The sequence below is a fragment of the Pseudomonas sp. PA-1-3F genome (assembly GCF_021609665.1).
In the GTDB taxonomy this organism is placed as follows: Bacteria; Pseudomonadota; Gammaproteobacteria; order Pseudomonadales; family Pseudomonadaceae; genus Aquipseudomonas; species Aquipseudomonas paracarnis.
The window spans coordinates 81,653-103,757 of record NZ_WJZD01000001.1; the positions used below are offsets into that span (position 1 = coordinate 81,653).

General features: G+C 61.1%; 18 protein-coding genes. 6 read left to right on the plus strand and 12 right to left on the minus strand.

The genetic code is table 11. The features are described 5' to 3' along the window. Positions 1-2: 2 nt before the first annotated feature. From GIV26_RS00420 to mreB, 7 genes are all read right to left on the minus strand, one after another. Positions 3-851, minus strand: a complete 849-nt coding sequence (locus GIV26_RS00420; protein WP_236279308.1) for a carbon-nitrogen hydrolase family protein — start codon at positions 849-851, stop codon at positions 3-5. Between the two features lie 48 nt (positions 852-899). Further along, a complete protein-coding gene (locus GIV26_RS00425) occupies positions 900-4,715 on the minus strand; it encodes a YhdP family protein (protein ID WP_236279309.1) in 3,816 nt (1,271 codons plus the stop codon). 78 nt (positions 4,716-4,793) lie between these two features. Then, a complete protein-coding gene (gene rng, locus GIV26_RS00430) occupies positions 4,794-6,251 on the minus strand; it encodes a ribonuclease G (protein WP_003188562.1) in 1,458 nt (485 codons plus the stop codon). Positions 6,252-6,321: 70 nt separating this feature from the next. Beyond that, the gene (locus GIV26_RS00435; protein ID WP_054897022.1) at positions 6,322-6,918 is read right to left on the minus strand and encodes a Maf family protein; all 597 of its coding nucleotides are present in this window, start codon (positions 6,916-6,918) and stop codon (positions 6,322-6,324) included. A gap of 51 nt (positions 6,919-6,969) precedes the next feature. After that, a complete protein-coding gene (gene mreD, locus GIV26_RS00440) occupies positions 6,970-7,458 on the minus strand; it encodes a rod shape-determining protein MreD (RefSeq protein WP_003188558.1) in 489 nt (162 codons plus the stop codon). Beyond that, positions 7,458-8,531 (minus strand): rod shape-determining protein MreC, encoded by a 1,074-nt coding sequence (gene mreC, locus GIV26_RS00445; protein WP_072447076.1) that lies wholly within the window; start codon positions 8,529-8,531, stop codon positions 7,458-7,460. Before mreC ends, mreD begins: the two co-directional genes overlap by 1 nt. A gap of 139 nt (positions 8,532-8,670) precedes the next feature. Beyond that, positions 8,671-9,708 (minus strand): rod shape-determining protein MreB, encoded by a 1,038-nt coding sequence (gene mreB, locus GIV26_RS00450; protein ID WP_002555108.1) that lies wholly within the window; start codon positions 9,706-9,708, stop codon positions 8,671-8,673. Between the two features lie 210 nt (positions 9,709-9,918). On the opposite strand from mreB, the gene gatC reads away from it, so the two are divergent. The 6 genes from gatC (at position 9,919) to GIV26_RS00480 (ending at position 15,118) form a co-directional block, all read left to right on the plus strand. After that, a complete protein-coding gene (gatC, locus tag GIV26_RS00455; protein WP_003188556.1) occupies positions 9,919-10,206 on the plus strand; it encodes an Asp-tRNA(Asn)/Glu-tRNA(Gln) amidotransferase subunit GatC in 288 nt (95 codons plus the stop codon). Positions 10,207-10,222: 16 nt separating this feature from the next. Then, complete coding sequence (gene gatA / locus GIV26_RS00460) at positions 10,223-11,674, plus strand: Asp-tRNA(Asn)/Glu-tRNA(Gln) amidotransferase subunit GatA (RefSeq protein ID WP_205548448.1); 1,452 nt, start codon at positions 10,223-10,225, stop codon at positions 11,672-11,674. A 10-nt stretch (positions 11,675-11,684) separates the two neighbouring features. Further along, on the plus strand, positions 11,685-13,130 hold the full coding sequence (gene gatB, locus GIV26_RS00465; protein WP_054897023.1) for an Asp-tRNA(Asn)/Glu-tRNA(Gln) amidotransferase subunit GatB: 1,446 nt from the start codon (positions 11,685-11,687) through the stop codon (positions 13,128-13,130). A gap of 130 nt (positions 13,131-13,260) precedes the next feature. Beyond that, positions 13,261-13,632: a septal ring lytic transglycosylase RlpA family protein gene (locus GIV26_RS00470; RefSeq protein ID WP_034126298.1), complete on the plus strand. Its 372-nt coding sequence runs from the start codon at positions 13,261-13,263 to the stop codon at positions 13,630-13,632. A 26-nt stretch (positions 13,633-13,658) separates the two neighbouring features. Next, positions 13,659-14,738 (plus strand): calcium/sodium antiporter, encoded by a 1,080-nt coding sequence (locus tag GIV26_RS00475; RefSeq protein WP_054897025.1) that lies wholly within the window; start codon positions 13,659-13,661, stop codon positions 14,736-14,738. Next, positions 14,735-15,118, plus strand: a complete 384-nt coding sequence (locus GIV26_RS00480) for a carboxymuconolactone decarboxylase family protein (protein ID WP_034126296.1) — start codon at positions 14,735-14,737, stop codon at positions 15,116-15,118. The genes GIV26_RS00475 and GIV26_RS00480 overlap by 4 nt, the downstream gene beginning before the upstream one ends. Positions 15,119-15,242: 124 nt before the next feature. Here GIV26_RS00480 and GIV26_RS00485 read toward each other — a convergent pair whose 3' ends face one another. The 5 genes from GIV26_RS00485 to kdgD form a co-directional block, all read right to left on the minus strand. Further along, a complete protein-coding gene (locus tag GIV26_RS00485; RefSeq protein WP_034126295.1) occupies positions 15,243-16,184 on the minus strand; it encodes an AEC family transporter in 942 nt (313 codons plus the stop codon). A 219-nt stretch (positions 16,185-16,403) separates the two neighbouring features. Next, a complete protein-coding gene (gene garD / locus GIV26_RS00490) occupies positions 16,404-17,957 on the minus strand; it encodes a galactarate dehydratase (protein WP_032903376.1) in 1,554 nt (517 codons plus the stop codon). Between the two features lie 10 nt (positions 17,958-17,967). Continuing rightward, positions 17,968-19,332, minus strand: coding sequence for an MFS transporter (locus tag GIV26_RS00495; RefSeq protein ID WP_003188541.1), 1,365 nt, complete (start codon positions 19,330-19,332; stop codon positions 17,968-17,970). Between the two features lie 183 nt (positions 19,333-19,515). Continuing rightward, entirely contained in the window at positions 19,516-20,961 is a 1,446-nt protein-coding gene (locus tag GIV26_RS00500) for an aldehyde dehydrogenase family protein (RefSeq protein WP_236279310.1), read from the minus strand. Positions 20,962-21,015: 54 nt separating this feature from the next. Then, positions 21,016-21,927: a 5-dehydro-4-deoxyglucarate dehydratase gene (kdgD, locus tag GIV26_RS00505; RefSeq protein ID WP_236279311.1), complete on the minus strand. Its 912-nt coding sequence runs from the start codon at positions 21,925-21,927 to the stop codon at positions 21,016-21,018. Positions 21,928-22,105 lie beyond the last annotated feature (178 nt).

Genomic DNA, 22,105 nt, shown 5'->3' on the forward strand with positions numbered 1-22,105 from the left:
ATTCATCGTTCTGAAGCAGGCCGCTGCGCGCCCTGCGAGAAAAAGCGCCGGTGATTGGCCACCGGCATGCGCGTCCGTATCGACGCCTGTTCACTGCTATCGCGTTCGGCCAGTAACACCGCTTCGCCTTGATCCTGTTGCGCCAGCACTCGGCCCCAAGGATCGACAATCGCCGCATGGCCAAACGTTTCCCGTGGGCCTGGGTGCACACCGCCTTGGGCGGCTGCCAGCAGGTAGCACTGGGTTTCGATGGCACGTGCGCGAATCAGCACATCCCAGTGTGCAGCCCCGGTCACCGCCGTGAAGGCCGAGGGCGCGGTAATCAGTTCAGCCCCCGCCGCACGTAACTCGCTGTACAGCTCGGGGAAACGCAGGTCGTAACACACCGTCAACCCCACACGGCCCACCGGCGTATCCGCCACCACCACATGGTTACCGAAAGCATAGTCGTCAGATTCGCGATAACGACCGCGAGCATCCGCCACGTCCACATCAAACAGATGGAGTTTGTCGTAGCGAGCGACGATTTCACCCTGATCATTGATCAGCAGCGAGCAAGCATTGGGTTTGGCGTGGTGCTGGTCCTTGGGCGGCAGCGGCAATGTGCCGGCCACTATCCATAAGGTGAGGTCGCGGGCGGCCTGTTTCAACCAGGGCAGCACAGGCCCTTGGCCCAACGCCTCGGCGCGGCCAATGTCGGCCACGTCGCGGCGGCCCATGGCGGCGAAATTCTCTGGCAGCACCGCGAGTTTCGCGCCATCGGCCGCCGCCTGCTCCAGCAGGCGACGCGCCTGGGCGAGGTTGGCCAGCACGTCACTCTGGCTGACCATTTGAATTACCGCAAAGGACATGGGCCGACACTCCATACAGGGCATGGGGCCATGCTACTCCACAGGCTCTCAGTTTGGCTTTTCAAATGGCTTGTCGAAGGTGATTTTTGGATCCTTCCAGGGGCCTTGCACCTTGTATTGCACACTGGCGAAGCGCGAAACCCGGTCACCGATCAGCTTGTCGATCAAAAACAGCGCACCACCAATGGCCGGCGCACCGACAATCAGCGCCGCAATCGGCAGGTTGTTGGTCACAGGCAAGGTGACCAGCAATTTGGCGTCGACGCGATCAGCAACCAGATCCAGGGTGCCGTTAAGCTCCAGGTTGGTGGAAGGCCCGGTCATGGTGATGGGCTCGCGGGTCACGAACACGCCATTACTGGCGGCCAACAAGCCTTTGACCCGGTCGTAGCTCAAGCCCTTGCCGAACAAGTCGGAAAAGTCCAAACGCAAACGCCGACCAATGGAATTGAAGTTAAGCAGGCCAAACACTCGCAATGCCTGGGCCCCGCCCTCCACTTCGACGAACTGACCTTTGCGGAACGCGGCATCCAGGCTGCCGGAAAACCGCTTGGGCCCGACCCAGGCCGGCGACCCCGGCCAGCGGCCATCCACGTCCAGATGGAAGTCTTCGCTGGTCACCGTAGGCGCAAAACCCCAGCCCTTGAGCACGTCGGCAATGTTGCGCCCATCGAGGCGGCCCTTGTACCAACTGCTGCTGGCGCCTGGCGCACCTTCCCAACCCCCGGCGCCTTTGAGCAGCATGCCCTTGAGGCCAAGGTCGAGGTTATTGAAGGCCAGGCCCTTGGCGGTGGGGCGGATCCTCAGCGACCAGGCCCCGATCAGGTCCGAGCCCTGGAACAGCTGGTCGACGGCAATATCCAGCGCCGGAATGCTTTTTGGGTCGATATCGGCCAGCGGGTCCGGCGCGTTTTCGTCCGCCTGCGCGGTCGGGTCTGGCGCAGGCAATTTCACATACTTGAGGTTGACCGCAATCGGCGCGCCTTTGGCGTCCGGCAGGTTCACCGCGCCCTTGGCTTGCTGGCTATCGAGTTGCAGGCCCCAGGCCGCTGGTTTGCGATCGAGCTGCAAGCTGACCTGGTCAAACTGGGTACCAAACCCGGTCAGTTTGCCCACCTTGAAGTCCGCACCGCTGAGCAGTTGCTTGGCATTGCCACCTGGATCATTGCCCGCGTAGCGATCCACAAGTTTCTTCCAGGGATCGATATCCAGTTCCGACAGCACGCCACGAATGCGCAGGCCCTTGGCACCGGGCAACACGGCATCGCCGTCGCCGAGGAACAGTTCGCCGCGACCATCATTGAACTTGTCCGGCGGCGCGGCAAAAGTGAAATTCGCCAACTCGCCGTAATCAAACCAGTAACGGCGCTCAGCACCCTGCAAGGTCATGCGAAAGGTGCTGTCACGCCCCTGGCTGGCGGGCATGCCGAACGGTGCCGGCAGGTCCACCGCGACACCCTTGAGGTTGGAGTTGACCATCAACTGGCTGTCCGCGCCGTCCAGGATCACTTGCAACTGGTACGGAATATCGCCGGAGACCGGCAACGGCTGGCTGATTTTCAACCAGTCCGTAAGGCGCTTGACGGTGACCTGGCCATTGGCAGTCACCCGCGTGCTGATATTACCCGGTTTGCCTTCGGCAAAGATCTGCGCCGTGATGGGGCGGTCGAACGCCTGGGCCGAGATCTTCTGCCCGCTCAGGCCCTTGGCGCTGTCGAAGCGAAAATCACCCTTGAGCTGGGTCAGGTCCAGCGGCGGCTCGGCCAATTGCAGGCGCGCCTTGTCGGTCTTGAAGTCCACCACGATCTTGGGCTCAGTGCCTTTGGCCAGCGGTACGTCCAGGTCCAGGCTACCTTGCAGGTCGCCCTCGCCTTTCCAGCCGGCAAACGTAGACGCCGTGCCGATAGGGGCTTCTTGAAGGATCTTCAGGCCGTCGCCCAAGCCGCCGGAGAACCCGCCCGTGAGCAGCAGATGACTGTCCCCGCCCGCTGGGGCGTGGGGGATATTGACGTAGACATCCTTGACCTGGGTGTCGAGCAACTGGCCCTTGCTCGCCAGAATGCGTACGCCGCTCTCCTCGACAAACACTTCGCCATTGACCTTGTTCACATGAGGCCAGCCCGGCTGGAAGGCGAGCTCGGCATCATGCACCTTGAAGAACAGGCTGATATTGCGCGACGCAGGCAGCGCATTGTGGCTGAGCGAGCCCTGGTACTGGAAGAAGCCTTCGTCCACCGCGCCCTTGAGGATCGCCGTGCGCAGCCATTCATCCAGCGCCGGGCTCAACACGGCCGGTAGGTACTTGGGGGTGAAACGGCCATCGCCATCGACCATGCCGACCCGCAGGTCCATGTAGTCTTCCTGGCTGTGGTCGAAATGCAGACGAATCAGGAAGTCCGCCGCCACCTTGCCTTCCTCCCCCAGGACCTTGATATACGGGGCGATCAGGGTGAAGCCTTGCTTGTCCAACTTCCAGGTCAGGCGCGCATTGGCCTGGATGTACTGCCACGGCTTGGCGAAGATCGGATACAGATGCAAGGAAAAGTCCTTGCTGTCCATGCGCAACTCACCCTGGCCCAGGTCGCCACTGATGCTGCCGGACACATTGCGTGCGGCCGGCGCGCCAAAGTAGGCATCGAAGCCGACACGCTCCAGGTTGGCGGCAAAACTGAGTTTGCGATCGGTGGTGTCTTGCGGTCGGAAGTCCACCAGCACATTGCGTAACAGGCCAGTGGCTTTGAGGTGTTCGACGGCCTTGGCGAAACCGTCTGGCAGCGGCGCCAAGGCGTTGAGCAACGGGGTAATGGGGGTCAGGTCGAGGTGGTCGGCCTGCAATTTCCACACTTCCTGTTCCTTGTCGGTCGCCAGGCTTTGCTGCAATTGCAGGCGCGACTCCCAGCGGGTTTCGCCAATGTTCATCGCCAGGGAATCAAACAGCACCTTGAGGCCAGCGTCACTGCGCTGCAGGTAGGCGGTCAGGGCCAGGTTTTCGAGGTGTACCGGCTTACGGTCGGCATAGCTGCCCTTCACTTGGGGCGAATTGAGGCGCACGGCAGCGCTTTGCACCGTACCTTTGGCCCAACTGAGCCAAAACTCGCCGCCAGCCTTCAATTGCGTCAGCTTCCATTGCTGGGTCAGTTTGGCGGGAATCCACTTGGCCCAGTCGCTCTGCGGCAGGCTCAGGTAGGCATCGACCTCAGCGTCTTGCCACTGGCTGGCACGAATGCGGCTACGCAGGCTGACCGCCAACGGTTGGCCATCGGGCAATGTCAGGCGAGCGTCCAGACGCTGCTGGCTCATGCCGGTATGCAGGCTCAGGCCCACATAGGTCACGGTCACTGGTGCCTGGTCGAAGGGTTGCAGGGTCACCTGGCTGTCCAGCACCGACACGCGCTTGACCATTTGCATGCGCGTCAGCAGTTGTTGCGGGTCCAACGGCTGGTCGTCCTGCACCGGCAAGCCTTGCAGGGTCCAGCGGCCGTCCTGGTCTTCCTTGACACTCAGTTGCAAGCCACTGACTTGCAGATGGGCGATACGCACTTCGCGGGCCAACAGGCTGGCCCACATATCCGGCACCACTTGCACCTGGTCCAGGCGCAAGGCACTGCTGCCCTCGCCGACCATGACGTCGTGGGCCAGCAATACCGGGGCAAACCCGCTCCAGCGGCCTTCAAGGCTGCCGATATGCAGCGGCGTATCCAGCGCAGCCTGGGCCTTGGCCTCGACTTCGGCGCGGTATTCGGCCACCAGCGGGGTAAGTTCGCGCCCCAGGCTCACGTACACCGCCGCCAATACCAGCAACAACGCACACAGGCCCAGACTCCAACGGGTCAAAGCGGCAAAAAAGCGTATCAGACGCTCCATGTCAGGCGACCCTCAAAAAACAGTTAGCGGACCGCAGATCAAGGTCTGCCGGTCTCGAAGAAAGTGCACAGTTGGGGATCAGAGCAACACCACGTCGTATTGTTCCTGGGAATACATGGTTTCGACCTGGAAGCGAATGGTGCGACCGATAAAACTTTCCAGTTCGGCGACGTTACCGGACTCTTCGTCCAGCAGGCGATCCACCACCTTCTGATTGGCAAGCACTCTATAACCTTCGGCCTGATAGGCGCGTGCCTCCCGCAGGATCTCACGGAAAATCTCGTAGCAAACCGTTTCCGGGGTCTTCAGTTTGCCGCGCCCCTGGCAACTGCTGCACGGCTCGCACAGTACCTGTTCCAGGCTCTCACGCGTGCGCTTGCGGGTCATCTGCACCAGGCCCAACTCGGTGATGCCGATGATGTTGGTCTTGGCGTGATCGCGCTCCAGTTGTTTTTCAAGCGTACGCAGCACCTGGCGCTGGTGCTCTTCATCTTCCATGTCGATGAAGTCGATGATGATGATGCCGCCCAGGTTACGCAGGCGCAGTTGACGAGCGATGGCCGTGGCCGCTTCGAGGTTGGTCTTGAAGATCGTCTCTTCAAGGTTGCGATGGCCCACGAAGGCACCGGTGTTGACGTCGATGGTGGTCATGGCTTCTGCCGGGTCCACCACCAGGTAGCCGCCGGACTTGAGTGGCACCTTGCGCTCCAGGGCTTTCTGGATTTCGTCTTCGACGCCATACAGGTCGAATATCGGCCGCTCGCCGGGGTAGTGTTCCAGGCGATCGGCGATTTCTGGCATCAACTCAGCAACAAATTGCGTGGTGCGCTGGAAGGTTTCCCGCGAATCGATGCGAATTTTCTCGATCTTCGGGCTGACCAGATCGCGCAACGTGCGCAACGCCAGGCCAAGGTCTTCATAAATGACGCTGGGCGCGCCAATGGTCTTGATCTGCGCGTCGATTTGGTCCCACAAGCGCCGCAGGTAGCGAATATCCATGAGGATCTCGTCAGCGCCTGCGCCTTCTGCGGCGGTGCGCAGGATAAACCCGCCCGCTTCCTTGATGCCCTCGGCGGCGACGCAGTCGCTGACCACCTTCTTCAGGCGCTCGCGCTCGGCTTCATCTTCGATCTTCAAGGAAATGCCCACATGGGCGGTGCGCGGCATGTACACCAGGTAGCGCGAGGGAATCGACAGCTGGGTGGTCAAGCGGGCGCCCTTGGAACCGATGGGGTCCTTGGTGACTTGCACCACCAGGCTCTGGCCCTCGTGCACCAGAGCGCTGATGCTTTCCACCGCAGGGCCCTCGCGCAAGGAAATTTCCGAGGCATGGATAAACGCTGCACGGTCCAGGCCGATGTCGACGAAGGCCGCCTGCATGCCCGGCAATACGCGCACCACCTTGCCTTTGTAGATATTGCCGACGATCCCGCGCTTCTGGGTGCGCTCGACATGCACTTCTTGCAGAACACCGTTCTCTACCACCGCCACGCGCGATTCCATCGGCGTGATATTGATCAGAATCTCTTCACTCATGGCTGGGTCTCGTTCAGGCGTTTTCACAATAGTGACCGTTCGCTTAAGGCTTGGCGCTGGAATACGGCGTTCAGCACACGGTAAGGTTTTGCCAACAGGGTATGCCGAATTGGGCGAGCAGTTGCGCGGTTTCGCAGACTGGCAGGCCCACCACGGCGGAATAACTGCCATTCAGCCCGGCCACAAACACCGAGCCCAGCCCTTGGATAGCATAGCCGCCGGCCTTGTCCTGCGGTTCGCCACTGTGCCAGTAGGTGGTAGCCTCCCGCACAGAAACCTCGCGGAAACGTACACGGCTGCTGACACATCGGGTTTCACATTGCTGGCCGTCGGTCAGGGCGATGGCGGTGAGCACTTCATGCTCGCGGCCGGAAAGGGCCATCAGCATGGCCAGTGCATCAGCCTGGTCCACCGGCTTGCCCAGGATCCGCCCATCGACAATCACCGCCGTGTCGGCCCCCAGTACGCAGGTGCCCGAGGTGTGGCCAAGCGCGACAAAACCTGCCGTCGCCTTGCCCCGCGCAAGGCGCTCGACATAGGCAACGGCAGGTTCGTCGTTCAGGGGAGTTTCATCAATAGCGGCGCTGACCAGGGTGAAGGGCACACCGATCTGGGCCAGCAGTTCACGTCGCCGCGGGGAGCCCGAGGCCAGATAAAGCGAATTCATTGCAGACTCTCCCTGTGGGGTTCGATAACCAGGCAGAGCCTCGCAATCCATTCAATTGATTTTATAGCGACGACGCAGCCCACGCAGGCCAAAACTGATCCAGGGCCATAACAAGGCGCTGACCAGCGCCGGCAGAACCAAGGCCAGGGTCGGCTGGCGGTTGCCGGTCAACGCGCTGAGCCATAGTTGCACCAACTGCGCCAGGCCGAAGATCACCAGGATCACCAGGCACTGCTGCCACATCGGGAACATGCGCAAGCGCTGCTGCAGCGACAGCACCAGAAAGGTAATCAGGGTCAGGATCAACGCGTTCTGGCCCAGCAAGGTGCCATACAACACATCTTCGGCCAAACCCAGGCACATGGCCGTGACCATGCCCACCTTGTGCGGCAGGTTCAATGACCAGAACGCCAGCAACAAGGCCAGCCAGAGCGGGCGAAGGATTTCCATGAACTGCGGCAGCGGCGAGACGCTGAGCAGCAAGCCGATGGCGAAGGTCAGCCAGACGATCCAGCCATTGCGTGAATGAGTACCCGCCATTAGTCCCCCCTCTGCGGTGTGGTGGCCGGAGCGGCGGTCGGTTTAGCCGGGCGCGCGTTATGCGCGGCAGGTTTGGCCGGCGTTGCCACAGGTGCTGCAGCTGCCGGTGCAGGTGACGTGGCTGGCGCGGGTGCAGGTGGGCCAACAAAAGCAGGTTTTGGCACCGTGGCCGGCACGATAGGCGCGGTGCCATTCTGCTGGTCCTCCGCTTCCTGGGCCTGGGCAGCGTCGTTAGCGCGCTCTTCCGGGGTGCGGTTGTCGCTGAACACCAGCAGCAGGTAACGGCTGCGGTTCAGCGCGGCAGTCGGTACCGCCCGAACGATAGCGAACGGCTGGCCGGAATCGTGGATCACCTCTTTGACCGTCGCCACCGGATAACCCGCCGGGAAGCGCTGGCCCAGGCCAGAGCTGACCAACAGGTCGCCTTCCTTGATGTCCGCAGTGTCGGCCACATGGCGCAGTTCCAGGCGTTCCGGGTTACCGGTGCCGCTGGCGATTGCGCGCAAGCCGTTACGGTTGACCTGCACCGGAATGCTGTGGGTCGTATCCGTCAGCAACAGCACCCGCGAGGTGTAGGGCATCAACTCCACCACCTGGCCCATCAGGCCACGGGCATCAAGCACCGGCTGGCCAAGCACCACACCGTCGCGCTCACCCTTGTTGATGATGATGCGGTGGGTAAAGGGGTTGGGGTCCATGCCGATCAGCTCGGCCACTTCGACCTTTTCGTTGACCAGCGCGGAAGAATTGAGCAACTCGCGCAGCCGAACGTTCTGCTCGGTGAGGGCCGCCAGCTTTTGCATGCGCCCCTGCAACAGCAGGTTTTCAGTCTTGAGTTTTTCGTTCTCGGCGACCAGTTCGGTGCGGCTGCCAAATTGGCTGGACACGCCCTGGAAGAGACGTTGCGGCAGGTCGGTGATCCAGTAGGTCTGCATCAACACCAGCGACATCTGGCTGCGCACCGGCTTGAGCAGTGCAAAGCGGGCATCGACCACCATCAGCGCGACCGAAAGCACGGTCAGCACCAATAAGCGCACACCCAATGAGGGGCCTTTGGCGAAAAGCGGTTTAATAAGCCGCTCCTCCCAGGCAAATGTTCTCTTTATTCATACGGCATCAAACCGGCCTGGATGCAGATTGAAGAAGATAAACGCCAACAGGCAGCACTGCAAAGTGCTGCCTGCCGACGAAGCATGAACCATCCAGGCAATCTTATTCGCTGGAGAGCAGGTCCATGGTGTGTTTATCCATCATTTCCAGCGCACGACCACCGCCACGGGCAACGCAGGTCAGCGGGTCTTCAGCGACGATCACTGGCAGGCCGGTTTCCTGGGCCAGCAACTTGTCGAGGTCGCGCAGCAAGGCGCCACCACCGGTCAGTACCAGGCCACGCTCGGCAATATCGGAAGCCAGCTCCGGCGGCGATTGCTCCAGGGCACTTTTCACCGCCTGAACGATGGTGGCCAGGGACTCTTGCAGAGCCTCCAGCACTTCATTGGAGTTCAGGGTGAAGGCACGTGGAACGCCTTCGGCCAGGTTGCGACCGCGCACATCGACTTCGCGCACTTCACCGCCTGGGTAAGCGGTGCCGATTTCCTGCTTGATGCGCTCGGCGGTGGATTCGCCGATCAGGCTGCCGTAGTTACGACGCACATAAGTGATGATCGCTTCGTCGAAGCGGTCGCCGCCCACGCGCACGGATTCGGCATACACCACACCGTTCAGGGAAATCAGGGCGATTTCGGTAGTACCACCACCGATATCCACCACCATCGAACCGCGCGCTTCTTCCACCGGCAGGCCGGCACCGATCGCAGCCGCCATTGGCTCTTCGATCAGGAATACTTCACGGGCACCGGCGCCAAGGGCCGATTCACGGATGGCGCGACGCTCCACCTGGGTGGACTTGCACGGAACGCAGATCAGCACGCGAGGGCTGGGCTGCAGGAAACTGTTTTCGTGAACTTTGTTGATGAAGTACTGCAGCATCTTTTCGCAGACGCTGAAATCGGCGATCACGCCATCCTTCATCGGACGAATGGCAGCAATATTGCCTGGTGTACGGCCGAGCATGCGCTTGGCCTCGGTGCCAACGGCAACGACACTTTTCTGATTACCATGGGTCCGAATGGCCACAACCGATGGCTCATTCAGAACGATACCGCGCTCGCGCACGTAAATAAGGGTGTTGGCAGTGCCCAGGTCAATGGAGAGATCGCTGGAAAACATGCCACGCAGTTTCTTGAACATGGGGAAAGGACCCTAGGCAACGCGTGGGTAAAAAAGTGCGGCAAACTCTAACAACGACAGGGATTTTGGGCAAGGCGCCAATGTGCTAAATTGGCCGACTTTCTGTGCACCAACCCCCACAATCGCGGCCTTATGACCGTAGAAATGCGGTAGTGTTCCGACAATCTAACACACGGACGCCCTCCGTTCTGTTTTCCACTGGAGAATCCCATGGCGCTTGAACGCTCCGACGTGGAAAAAATCGCACATTTGGCCTCGCTTGGCCTTAATGATGCCGATCTTCCACAGACCACCGCAGCCCTGAACAGCATTCTCGGGCTGGTCGACCAAATGCAGGCCGTGAATACCGACGGCATCGAGCCCCTGGCTCACCCACTGGAAGCCAGCCAGCGCCTGCGCGCAGACGTCGTGACCGAACGCAATAATCGCGAGGCCTACCAGTCCATCGCGCCAGCGGTCGAAAACGGCCTGTACCTGGTTCCGAAAGTCATCGACTAAAGGGAAAGAGCCTTTCATGCATCACATGACTCTGGCCGAGATCGCCCGCGGTCTCGCCGACAAATCGTTTTCTTCCGAAGAGCTGACCCAGGCTTTGCTTGCGCGTATTGCCGCGCTCGATCCCAAGGTCAACAGCTTCATCAGCCTCACCGAAGAGCTGGCCCTGAGCCAGGCCAAGGCCGCCGACGCCCGTCGCGCCAACGGTGAGAACGGCGCGCTGCTCGGCGCACCGATCGCCCACAAGGACCTGTTCTGCACCCAGGGCATTCGCACCAGCTGCGGCTCGAAGATGCTCGACAACTTCAAGGCGCCCTACGACGCCACTGTGGTCGCCAAGCTGGCCGCTGCCGGGGCCGTGACCCTGGGCAAGACCAACATGGACGAATTCGCCATGGGGTCGGCCAACGAGTCGAGCTACTACGGCGCGGTGAAAAACCCGTGGAACCTGGAACACGTACCGGGTGGCTCCTCCGGTGGTTCGGCTGCGGCCGTGGCCGCGCGCTTCCTGCCCGCCGCTACCGCCACCGATACCGGCGGTTCGATCCGCCAGCCAGCCGCCTTCACCAACCTCACCGGCCTGAAGCCGACCTACGGTCGTGTGTCTCGCTGGGGCATGATTGCCTATGCGTCCAGCCTGGATCAGGGCGGCCCGTTGGCACGCACCGCTGAAGACTGCGCAATATTGTTACAAGGCATGGCAGGCTTCGATAAACAGGACTCCACCAGCATCGACGAGCCCGTGCCGGACTACAGCGCCGGCCTGAATACATCGATCAAGGGCCTGCGCATTGGTGTGCCAAAAGAGTATTTCAGCGCCGGCCTCGACCCGCGTATCGCCGATCTGGTGCAAAACAGCATCAAAGAGCTGGAGAAGCTTGGCGCCGTGATCAAGGAAATCAGCCTGCCGAACAACCAGCACGCGATTCCCGCCTACTACGTGATCGCGCCAGCAGAGGCGTCTTCCAACCTGTCGCGTTTCGACGGCGTGCGCTTCGGCTATCGCTGCGAAAACCCCAAAGACCTCACCGACCTGTACAAGCGCTCCCGTGGCGAAGGCTTCGGCAGTGAAGTGCAGCGCCGGATCATGGTCGGGGCCTACGCCCTGTCGGCCGGCTACTACGACGCGTACTACCTCAAGGCGCAAAAAATCCGTCGCCTGATCAAGAACGACTTCATGGCCGCCTTTGAAGAAGTCGATGTGATCCTCGGCCCGACCGCGCCGAACCTCGCGTGGAAGATCGGCGCCAAGACCGGCGACCCGATCGCCGAGTACCTGGAAGACCTCTACACCATCACCGCCAACCTCGCGGGCTTGCCGGGCTTGTCCATGCCCGCAGGTTTCGTCGATGGCCTGCCGGTGGGCGTGCAACTGCTCGCCCCGTATTTCCAGGAAGGCCGCCTGCTCAATGTGGCGCACCAGTACCAGTTGAACACCGACTGGCACACCCGCACCCCTACCGGCTTCTGAGGAGAACACTATGCAATGGGAAGTTGTGATCGGGCTGGAGATTCATACCCAGCTCGCCACCCAATCGAAGATTTTCTCCGGTAGCGCCACTACGTTCGGCTCCGAGCCCAATACCCAGGCCAGCCTGGTAGACCTGGGCATGCCCGGCGTGCTGCCGGTGCTGAACCAGGAAGCGGTGCGCATGGCGGTGATGTTCGGCCTGGCGATTGACGCCGAAATCGGCCAGCACAACGTGTTTGCGCGCAAGAACTACTTCTACCCGGACCTGCCCAAGGGCTACCAGATCAGCCAGATGGAACTGCCGATTGTCGGCAAGGGCCACCTGGACATTCCCCTGGAAGACGGCACCATCAAGCGCGTCGGCGTCACCCGTGCACACCTGGAGGAAGACGCCGGCAAAAGCCTGCACGAAGAATTCCCGGGCGCCACCGGTATCGACCTGAACCGTGCCGGCACGCCGCTGCTGGAGATCGTGTCCGAGCCGGACATGCGCAGCGCCAAGGAAGCCGTGGCCTACGTCAAGACCATCCACGCGCTGGTGCGCTACCTGGGCATCTGCGACGGCAACATGGCCGAAGGCTCGCTGCGTTGCGATTGCAACGTGTCGATCCGCCCCAAGGGCCAGGTCGAGTTCGGCACCCGCTGCGAGATCAAGAACGTCAACTCGTTCCGCTTCATCGAGAAAGCGATCAACAGCGAAGTACGTCGCCAGATCGAGCTGATCGAAGACGGCGGCAAGGTGATCCAGCAAACGCGCCTGTACGACCCGAACAAAGACGAAACCCGCGCCATGCGCAGCAAAGAGGAAGCCAACGACTACCGTTACTTCCCTGACCCGGACCTGTTGCCGGTGGTGCTGGAGGATTCGTTCCTCAATGACATCCGCGCCACCCTGCCGGAACTGCCGCAGCAAAAACGCGAGCGCTTCCAGGAGCAATTCGGCCTGTCGGTCTACGATGCCAGCGTATTGGCCTCCAGCCGTGAACAAGCCAACTACTTCGAAAAAGTCGTGAGCATTGCCGGCGACGCCAAGCTGGCGGCCAACTGGGTGATGGTCGAGCTGGGCAGCCTGTTGAACAAACAGGGCCTGGAAATCGACGACGCGCCGGTCACCGCCGAACAACTGGGTGGCATGCTGCTGCGCATCAAGGACAACACCATCTCCGGCAAAATTGCCAAGACCGTGTTCGAAGCGATGGCCGCCGGTGAAGGCAATGCCGACGAGATCATCGAGAAGCGTGGCCTCAAACAAGTCACCGACAGCGGCGCGATCTCGGCCGTGCTCGATGAAATGCTCGCGGCCAATGCCGAACAGGTCGAGCAATACCGCGCCGCAGACGAAGCCAAGCGCGGCAAGATGTTCGGCTTCTTTGTCGGCCAGGCGATGAAAGCCTCCAAGGGCAAAGCCAACCCGCAACAGGTGAACGAACTGCTCAAAAGCAAGCTCGAAGGCTGATCCATGATCGTTCCCACGCTCTGCGTGGGAACGCCTCACGGGACGCTCCGCGTCCGCTTTTGTGACGCGTAGCGTCACCAGCTGCATTCCCACGCAGAGCGTGGGAACGATCCAACGGGGACATCTTGAAATGAAGCGTCTACTCGGCCTCCTGGCCCTGTCCTCCCTGCTGGCCGGTTGCGCCAGCGGCCTCATCGACCCCAACGGCTACGACGAAACCGGCACCGCGTCCTATTACGGCGCCAAGCACCATGGCAAGAAAACCGCCAGCGGTGAACCTTTCAACCAGAACGCCTTGACCGCCGCCCATCGGCGCCTGCCCTTCGGTACGCAGGTCAAGGTGACCAACCTCGACAACAACCGTTCTGTCGTGGTGCGTATCACTGATCGCGGCCCGCATACCCGTGGCCGCCTGATCGACGTTTCACGCAAGGCTGCCGAGCAGTTGCGCATGCTGCGCAGCGGTACCGCACGGGTACGCGTGCAAGCCCTGAACAACTGATCGAGGCAGCCTTGAGCATTTTCGGATTGAACGCCCTCTCACCCTGGAGCCTGCTCGAACTGGTGGGCGGCCTGATCTTGCTGATCATCGGCGCTGAAATCCTGGTACGCGCCGCAGTACGCCTGGCGGCGAGTCTCAAGGTTCGGCCACTGATCATCGGCTTGAGCATCGTCGCCTTCGGCAGCAGTGCGCCGCAGATGACCGTCAGCCTTCAGGCCACGCTGGCCGGCAACACGGATATCGCTGTGGGCAGTGTCATCGGCAGCAGTATCTTCAACATCCTCGTGACCCTGGGCTTGTCCGCACTGATCATTCCGTTGCGGGTCTCGCGGCAACTGGTGCGCGTAGATATCCCGGTGATGATCGTCGCCGGCCTGCTGGTATTTATCCTGGCGGCTAACGAAATGCTGACGCCCTTCGATGGCGCCGTGCTGCTGGTGGCGCTGGTGGCCTACCTTGGCGTATTGCATTATCAGACGCGTCATTCCCGCCGCCCGCGCACTCTGGACACCGTGGCGAAGGCGCCATGGCTGAGCAGTGTGCTGCTGATGCTCGGCGGTTTGCTGGTGCTGGTGCTGGCCGGGCATTTGTTGCTCGGCGCAGCGGTGGATGTAGCGGGCGATCTCGGATTGTCGGAGCGCGTCATCGGCCTCACGTTGATCGGCGTCGGCACCTCGCTGCCGTGCCTTGCCACATCGCTGATCGCCGCGTTGCGTGGCGAACGGGAGATCGCCGTGGGCAACGTGATCGGCAGCAACCTGTTCAACCTGCTCGGCGTGCTGGGCTTTACCGCACTGGTGGCGCCGACGCCGCTGTCGGTCTCGCCCAACGCCCTGGACTTCGATTTACCGGTGATGCTCGGCGCCATCATCCTGTGCCTGCCGGTGTTCTATACCGGCTATCGGGTAACACGTATCGAAGGGCTGGTGCTGCTGGGGCTGTACCTGGCGTACGGGCTGCATGTCATGGCCTTCACCACTGGCATGCCGCTGGCCAACAAGCTTGAACAATTGATGCTGTATTACGTCCTGCCAGCGTTAGGGGCTCTGCTGTTGTTCACCTCACTGCGCGCCTGGCACCGCCAACACAAGAGGGAATCGCAATGACCGAACAGAAAAAACCCGGGGTTGAAGTACGTCGCCAGGTCATGGGCGATGCGTTCGTCGACCGCGCCTTGGGTAATGCCACGGCGTTCACCCAACCGCTGCAGGACTTCGTCAATGAGCACGCGTGGGGCAGCGTCTGGAACCGCGAAGGGTTACCGCTCAAGACCCGCAGCCTGATCACCCTCGCCGCCCTCACCGCCCTCAAGTGCCCGCAGGAACTCAAGGGCCATGTGCGCGGTGCGCTGAATAATGGCTGTACGGTGGAGGAGATCCGCGAAGCGCTGCTGCATTGCGCGGTGTATGCAGGGGTGCCGGCGGCGATTGATGCGTTTCGGGCGGCGCAGGAAGTGATTGAGGCGTATCAGGCCGATCAGCAGTGACTGTCCTGTAGCTATCGCAGGCAAGCCAGCTCCCACACTTGAGGGTATTCACACGCCCACATGTGGGAGCTGGCTTGTCGGGTCGCCGCATCGCTGCAATGGGGCCTCAAGCTGCCCGCCGATTTCAGATCCAACCACCCGCCTGCAACACAAAAATCCCGATATTCGTGGTCACCGCCGCCATCAGCGTGGTGATCACGATAATCGCGGCCGCCAGCTCATGATTACCCTGCGCCGCCCGGGCCATCACAAAGCTTGCGGCGGCGGTCGGCGCGCCGAAATACAGAAACAGAATCCCCAACTCCGGCCCTCGGAACCCCAGCAACCACGCGCCCAGGGTGGCGATCACCGGTAGCCAGATCATCTTCATCAGGCTCGCGCTCAACGCCATGTTGCCGCTCTTGCGCAGCGCGGCCATGGACAAGGTGCCACCGATGCAAATCAGCGCCAGCGGCAGCGTGGTATCGGACAGGTACTGCAAGGATTTCTCAAGCCAACCGGGCACGCCGATCTGGAAGTACGCGAACGGCGTAGCGACGATCACGCTGATAATCAGCGGGTTGGCCAATACGCTTTTGAAGATGCTCCACGGGTCGGACTTGATCACCGGGCTATAGACCGCCAGCACAATGGTCGACAGCGTGTTGTAAAAGAGGATCACCAGCGCGGCGAGGATCGCGCCCAGGGATATGCCGTAATCGCCGTACATACTGGCCGCCAGTGCCAGGCCGATGACCCCGTTATTGCCACGAAACGCGCCTTGGGCGTAGATGCCTCGGTCTTCGCGCTTGCAGCGAAAGATCGCCCAACCCCAGGCCACGGCAAAGCTCACCAGGGTGGCGACGCAGAAGTAGATGAGCAGGCCCGGCTTGAGCGCCGAGTGCAGGTCGGCATGCAGAATGCCAAGGAACAGCAGCGCCGGCATGGCGACGTTGAACACCAGGGACGATGCGGTGTGGATAAAGTTGTCGTTGATCCAATTGATGCGCTTTAGAAACACGCCCAGGAACAGCATGGCAAACACCGGCGCGGTGATGGTGAGGGTGGTGAGGAAGATTGCCAGCATGCCGGGGAGAACCTTGGTGGGCGTCGTTAGTTGGCTAATGATAAGCCAGTACGAGCGGGTTCGTGTGGGCAACGCCATTCAAATGTGGGAGCTGGCTTGCCGTCGTAGGAGCGAGCTTGCTCGCGAGAAACTCCCAGGCGCCGCGTTCATTCAGTTAACACGCGTTATCGTTGGCGTCTTTCGCGAGCAAGCTCGCTCCTACAGGGTTAGCGCCTGGTTTCAGGTAATCGGCGCCGGGTTGAACAGCGTGATGTCGTTATGCAGCTTATGCCGCTCTGCCCAGGTCTGCTTCTTGCCGCTGGCCACATCCAGATAGAAGTGGAATAGCTCCCAACCCAGCTCCTCGATACTCGCCCGCCCCGTCGCAATGCGCCCGGCGTCGATATCGATCAGGTCCGGCCAACGCTGGGCCAGTTCGGTGCGGGTGGAGACCTTCACCACCGGCGCCATCGCCAGCCCATACGGCGTGCCGCGCCCGGTGGTGAACACGTGCAGATTCATCCCCGCTGCCAGTTGCAAGGTGCCGCAGACAAAATCACTGGCCGGTGTGGCGCAGAAGATCAGGCCCTTTTCCTTGAAGCGCTCGCCAGGGCCAAGTACGCCGTTGATGGCACTGCTGCCGGATTTGACGATGGAACCCAACGACTTCTCGACAATATTCGACAGCCCGCCCTTCTTGTTACCCGGCGTGGTATTGGCGCTGCGGTCTGCCTCGCCCTTGGCCAGGTAACGGTCATACCAGTCCATTTCCCGGACCAGCTCGCGGGCAACGTCCGGGTTCTTCGCGCGTGAGGTCAGCAGGTAAATCGCATCGCGAACTTCAGTCACTTCGGAAAACATCACCGTCGCGCCGGCGCGCAGTAACAGGTCCGAGGCATACCCCAGCGCCGGGTTGGCGGTGATGCCGGAGAACGCATCGCTGCCGCCGCACTGCATGCCCAGGATCAACTCGGAGGCCGGCACGGTTTCGCGGCGACGCTGGTTGAGTTTCTTCAAGCGCACGTCGGCCAGGGCCATGATCTGCTCGATCATTTCGGTAAAGCCATGGCTGGAATCCTGCAAGCGATACAGCCACGGCTCGCTCAAGTCCACGGAGCTGTCGTTGTCGTGCATCACCTGGCCGGCCTGGAGCTTTTCACAGCCCAGGCTGATCACCAAGGCTTCGCCGCCCAGGTTGGGGTTGCGCGCCAGGTTGCGCACGGTGCGGATGGGGATGTAGGCATCCGTCGCCGTAATCGCCACGCCGCAGCCGTAGCTGTGGGTCAGCGCCACCACGTCATCGACATGCGGGTACTGGGGCAGCAACTCGTCCTTGATGCGCTTGACCGCATGGTCCAGCACGCCGGTAACGCATTGCACGGTGGTGGTAATGCCGAGGATGTTGCGCGTGCCCACGGTGCCGTCCGCATTGCGATAGCCCTCGAAGGTAAACCCCTCCAGGGGCGCCTGGGTTTCAGGCACCTCGGTGGACAGCGGCAAGCTGTCCAGCGGCGGTGCGGTGGGCATGCGCAACTGGTCCTCCTGCACCCAACTGCCACGCGGAATCGGCGCCAGGGCATAACCGATGGTCTGGCCGTAGCGAATAATCTGGCCGCCCTCGGGGATGTCTTCCAGCGTCACCTTGTGGCTCTGCGGGATGAAATCCACGGTGACCAGCCCGTCGGGAAACTCGGTACCGGCGGGTACCCCTTGATCGTTCACCACGATCACCACATTGTCGCGCTCGTGCAAACGGATCGAGCGCGGCGAGTCGGCATGTTCAATCAACTGCATCACACGAACCTCAGGAATGCGCTTGAGAAAGGTTGGTCAACTCAGGGCCCTGGGTAGGCGGCTCCTTGAGCACCACGCGCTTGATCGGGCCGACAATCACCAAGTAACTAAATACCGCCACCAGCGCGTTGGCGCCCACGAACACCAGCGCCCATTTGAACGAGCCGGTGGTGCTGATGATGTAGCCAATCACAATCGGCGTGGTGATCGAGGCCAGGTTACCGAAGGTGTTGAACAAGCCGCCACTGAGGCCGGCGATTTGTTTAGGCGAAGTGTCGGATACCACCGCCCAACCCAATGCGCCCACGCCTTTGCCGAAGAAGGCCAAGGCCATGAAGCCCACCACCATCCATTCGATGTCTACGTAATTGCACGCCACGATGCTGCTGGAAATCAGCAGGCCACCGATGATCGGCGCCTTGCGTGCGAAGGTCAGCGAATGGCCTTTGCGCAGCAGGTAGTCGGAAATCACCCCGCCGAGCACTCCGCCGATAAAGCCGCAGATCGCCGGTAACGAGGCAATGAAGCCGGCCTTGAGGATGGTCATGCCACGCTCCTGCACCAGGTACACCGGAAACCAGGTCAGGAAGAAGTAGGTGATGCCGTTGATGCAGTACTGGCCCAGGTAGACGCCGAGCATCATGCGGTTGGTCAGGAGCTGGCGGATGTAATCCCACTTCGGCCCGTCGGTTTTCTTACCCTTGCCCTTGTCTTGGTCCATATCGACCATCGCGCCATTGGCAGCGATGTGATTGAACTCGGCCTCGTTGATCATCGGGTGCTGGCGCGGGCTGTGGATAACTTTCAGCCAGATCAGCGAGAAAACAATGCCGATCACGCCCATCACGATAAACACGTGCTGCCAGCCAAAGCGATAGACGATCCAGCCCATCAACGGCGCGAACAACACCGTGGCGAAATACTGGGCCGAGTTGAAGATCGCCGACGCAGTGCCGCGTTCCGCCGTAGGGAACCACGCCGCAACAATACGGGCATTTCCCGGAAACGACGGCGCCTCGGCCAAGCCCACCATAAAGCGCAGCATGAACAGCGCGACCACCGCAGTGGAGACGCCAAACTCACCGACATAGCCTTGCAGCACGGTGAACAGCGACCAGGTGAAGATGCTCAGGGCATAGACTTTTTTCGAGCCGAAACGGTCGAGCAGCCAGCCACCGGGAATTTGCCCGGCCACGTAGGCCCAACCGAATGCAGAGAAGATATAACCGAGGGTGACCGCGTCGATGCCGAGGTCTTTTTGCAGGCTGGAGCCGGCGATAGCGATGGTGGCCCGGTCGGCGTAGTTGATCGTGGTCACTAGGAACAGCATGAGCAGGATCAAATAGCGGACATGGGTCGGCTTGGTCGCTTGCATGTAAAAGTACTCCCACTAATTATTTTTTTTGCGGGTAATGATTTTGTATTGCCTGGTTGCGCCTCCCTGTAGGAGCGAGCTTGCTCGCGAAGAACTTCAACGATCACGCGGGCATTCAGGATGCACGCGGTGAATTTGAGTTTTTCGCGAGCAAGCTCGCTCCTACAGAGAGGATGCTGCGTGTTACGAACCGATGTAGCTGGTTTTCACCACGGTGTAGAACTCTTGCGCATAGCGACCCTGCTCACGCGAACCGTAGGATGAACCCTTACGGCCACCAAATGGAACGTGGTAATCCACCCCCGCCGTCGGCAGGTTGACCATCACCATCCCAGCCTGGGAGTGGCGCTTGAAGTGGTTGGCATATTTGAGCGAGGTAGTGGCGATGCCGGCCGACAAGCCGAACTCGGTGTCATTGGCCATGGCCAGCGCCGCCTCGTAGTCCGCCACGCGCACCACGTTGGCCACCGGGCCGAAGATCTCTTCACGGCTGATGCGCATGGCCGCTTCACTGTCGGCAAACAGTGTGGGCGCCAGGTAATAGCCTTCGGTGTCGCAGGTCACCAGGCCGCCCCCACTCACCAGCCGGGCACCTTCGCTCTGGCCGATGTCGATGTATTTCAGGTCCTGATCCAACTGGGCCTGGGATACCACCGGGCCAATATCGGTGCCGCTATTCAAAGCGTGGCCCACCTTGATCGACTTCATGCGCTCGGCCATGGCGGCGACAAACTGGTCGTGGATCCCCGCGGTGACAATCAAGCGGCTCGAGGCCGTGCAACGCTGGCCGGTAGAGTAGAACGCACTCTGTACCGACAGCTCGACAGCCTGCTTGAGGTCGGCATCGTCGAGAATGATTTGCGGGTTCTTGCCACCCATCTCCAACTGCACCTTGGCCTGGCGCGATACACAACTGACCGCGATCTGACGCCCAACGCCCACCGACCCGGTGAAACTGATGCCATCGACTTTCGGGCTGTTGACCAACACGTCGCCGACCACACGGCCACTGCCCATCACCAGGTTGAACACACCGGCGGGGAAACCGGCGCGGGAGATGATTTCGGCCAAGGCCCAGGCGCAGCCCGGCACCAGCTCGGCAGGCTTGATCACCACGCAGTTGCCGTAGGCCAGGGCCGGGGCGATTTTCCACGCGGGGATGGCGATCGGGAAATTCCACGGGGTGATCAGACCCACCACACCGAGGGCTTCGCGGGTCACTTCAACGTTGACGCCCGGGCGCACCGAAGGCAAGTAATCGCCCGAGAGGCGCAAGCACTCACCGGCGAAGAATTTGAAGATATTGCCGGCGCGGGTCACTTCGCCAATGGCTTCAGGCAGGATCTTGCCCTCTTCGCGGGCCAGCAGGGTGCCGAGTTCTTCGCGACGGGCGAGGATCTCGCTGCCGACTTTATCCAGCGCATCGTGACGCGCCTGGATACCGGAGGTGGACCACGCCGGGAACGCGGCGCGGGCAGCGTCGATGGCCGCGTTGACTTGGGCCACGTCGGCTTTGGCGTATTCGCCAATGGCGTCGGACACATCCGACGGGTTGATGTTGGTGCAGTAGTCGGCGCCGGTTACCCATTCGCCATTGATGTAGTTCTCAAAACGCTTTGCCTGGGACACGAATCTTCTCCTGACGCAAAAGGCCGCTGATTGCTCAGCGGCCTTGTGGATAATTTATTGCGCGCCTTGCTTGTCGATCAGCGCGGCGAGGGCTTCGTACTCTTCCGGCAGCAGGTCGGTCAGTGGCGTGCGCACGGGGCCGGCGTCATAACCGACGATTTTCGCACCGGCCTTGACGATGCTCACCGCGTAACCCGCCTTGCGGTTACGGATATCCAGGTATGGCAGGAAGAAGTCGTCAATGATCTTGCCAACGGTGGCGTGATCTTCGCGAGCAATGGCGTGGTAGAAATCCATCGCAGTCTTGGGGATGAAGTTGAACACCGCCGAGGAGTACACCGGCACGCCCAGGGCCTTGTAGGCCGCGGCGTAAACCTCTGCGGTCGGCAAGCCACCGAGGTAGCTGAAACGGTCGCCCAGGCGACGGCGGATCGACACCATCAGCTCGATATCACCCAGGCCATCCTTGTAGCCGATCAGGTTCGGGCAACGCCCGGCCAGGCGCTCCAACAGCGGTGCGGTCAGGCGGCAGACGTTGCGGTTGTACACCACCACGCCGATCTTGACCGACTTGCACACGGCTTCAACGTGGGCGGCAACCCCGTCCTGGCTGGCTTCGGTGAGGTAGTGCGGCAGCAGCAACAGACCTTTGGCGCCGAGGCGTTCGGCCTCTTGGGCATACTCGATGGCCTGGCGGGTGGCACCGCCTACACCGGCCAGGATCGGCACGCTGGACGCACAGGTATCCACGGCGGTTTTCACTACTTGGGAATATTCGCTGGCCGCCAGGGAGAAAAACTCACCTGTGCCACCTGCGGCGAACAAGGCGCTGGCGCCATAAGGGGCCAGCCATTCCAGGCGCTTGATGTAACCCGCCTGGTGGAAATCACCCTGGGCGTTGAAATCGGTCACCGGGAAAGACAGCAGACCGTGGGAGAGGATGGACTTCAGTTCTTGTGGATTCATTATTCGAACACCCTGGGCGAAGACTTTCTAACGAAAGGTTGTTGTTGGTTTTGATGATGTCGTACGTCATCGTACAACTATAAACAGATTCGTCAACTGCAATTCATCCGGCGTAATCCCGCGAAGGCTTAAGACGCGGCTCTTGACGTAGGAAATTTCTCACCTATGATTCAGAAAG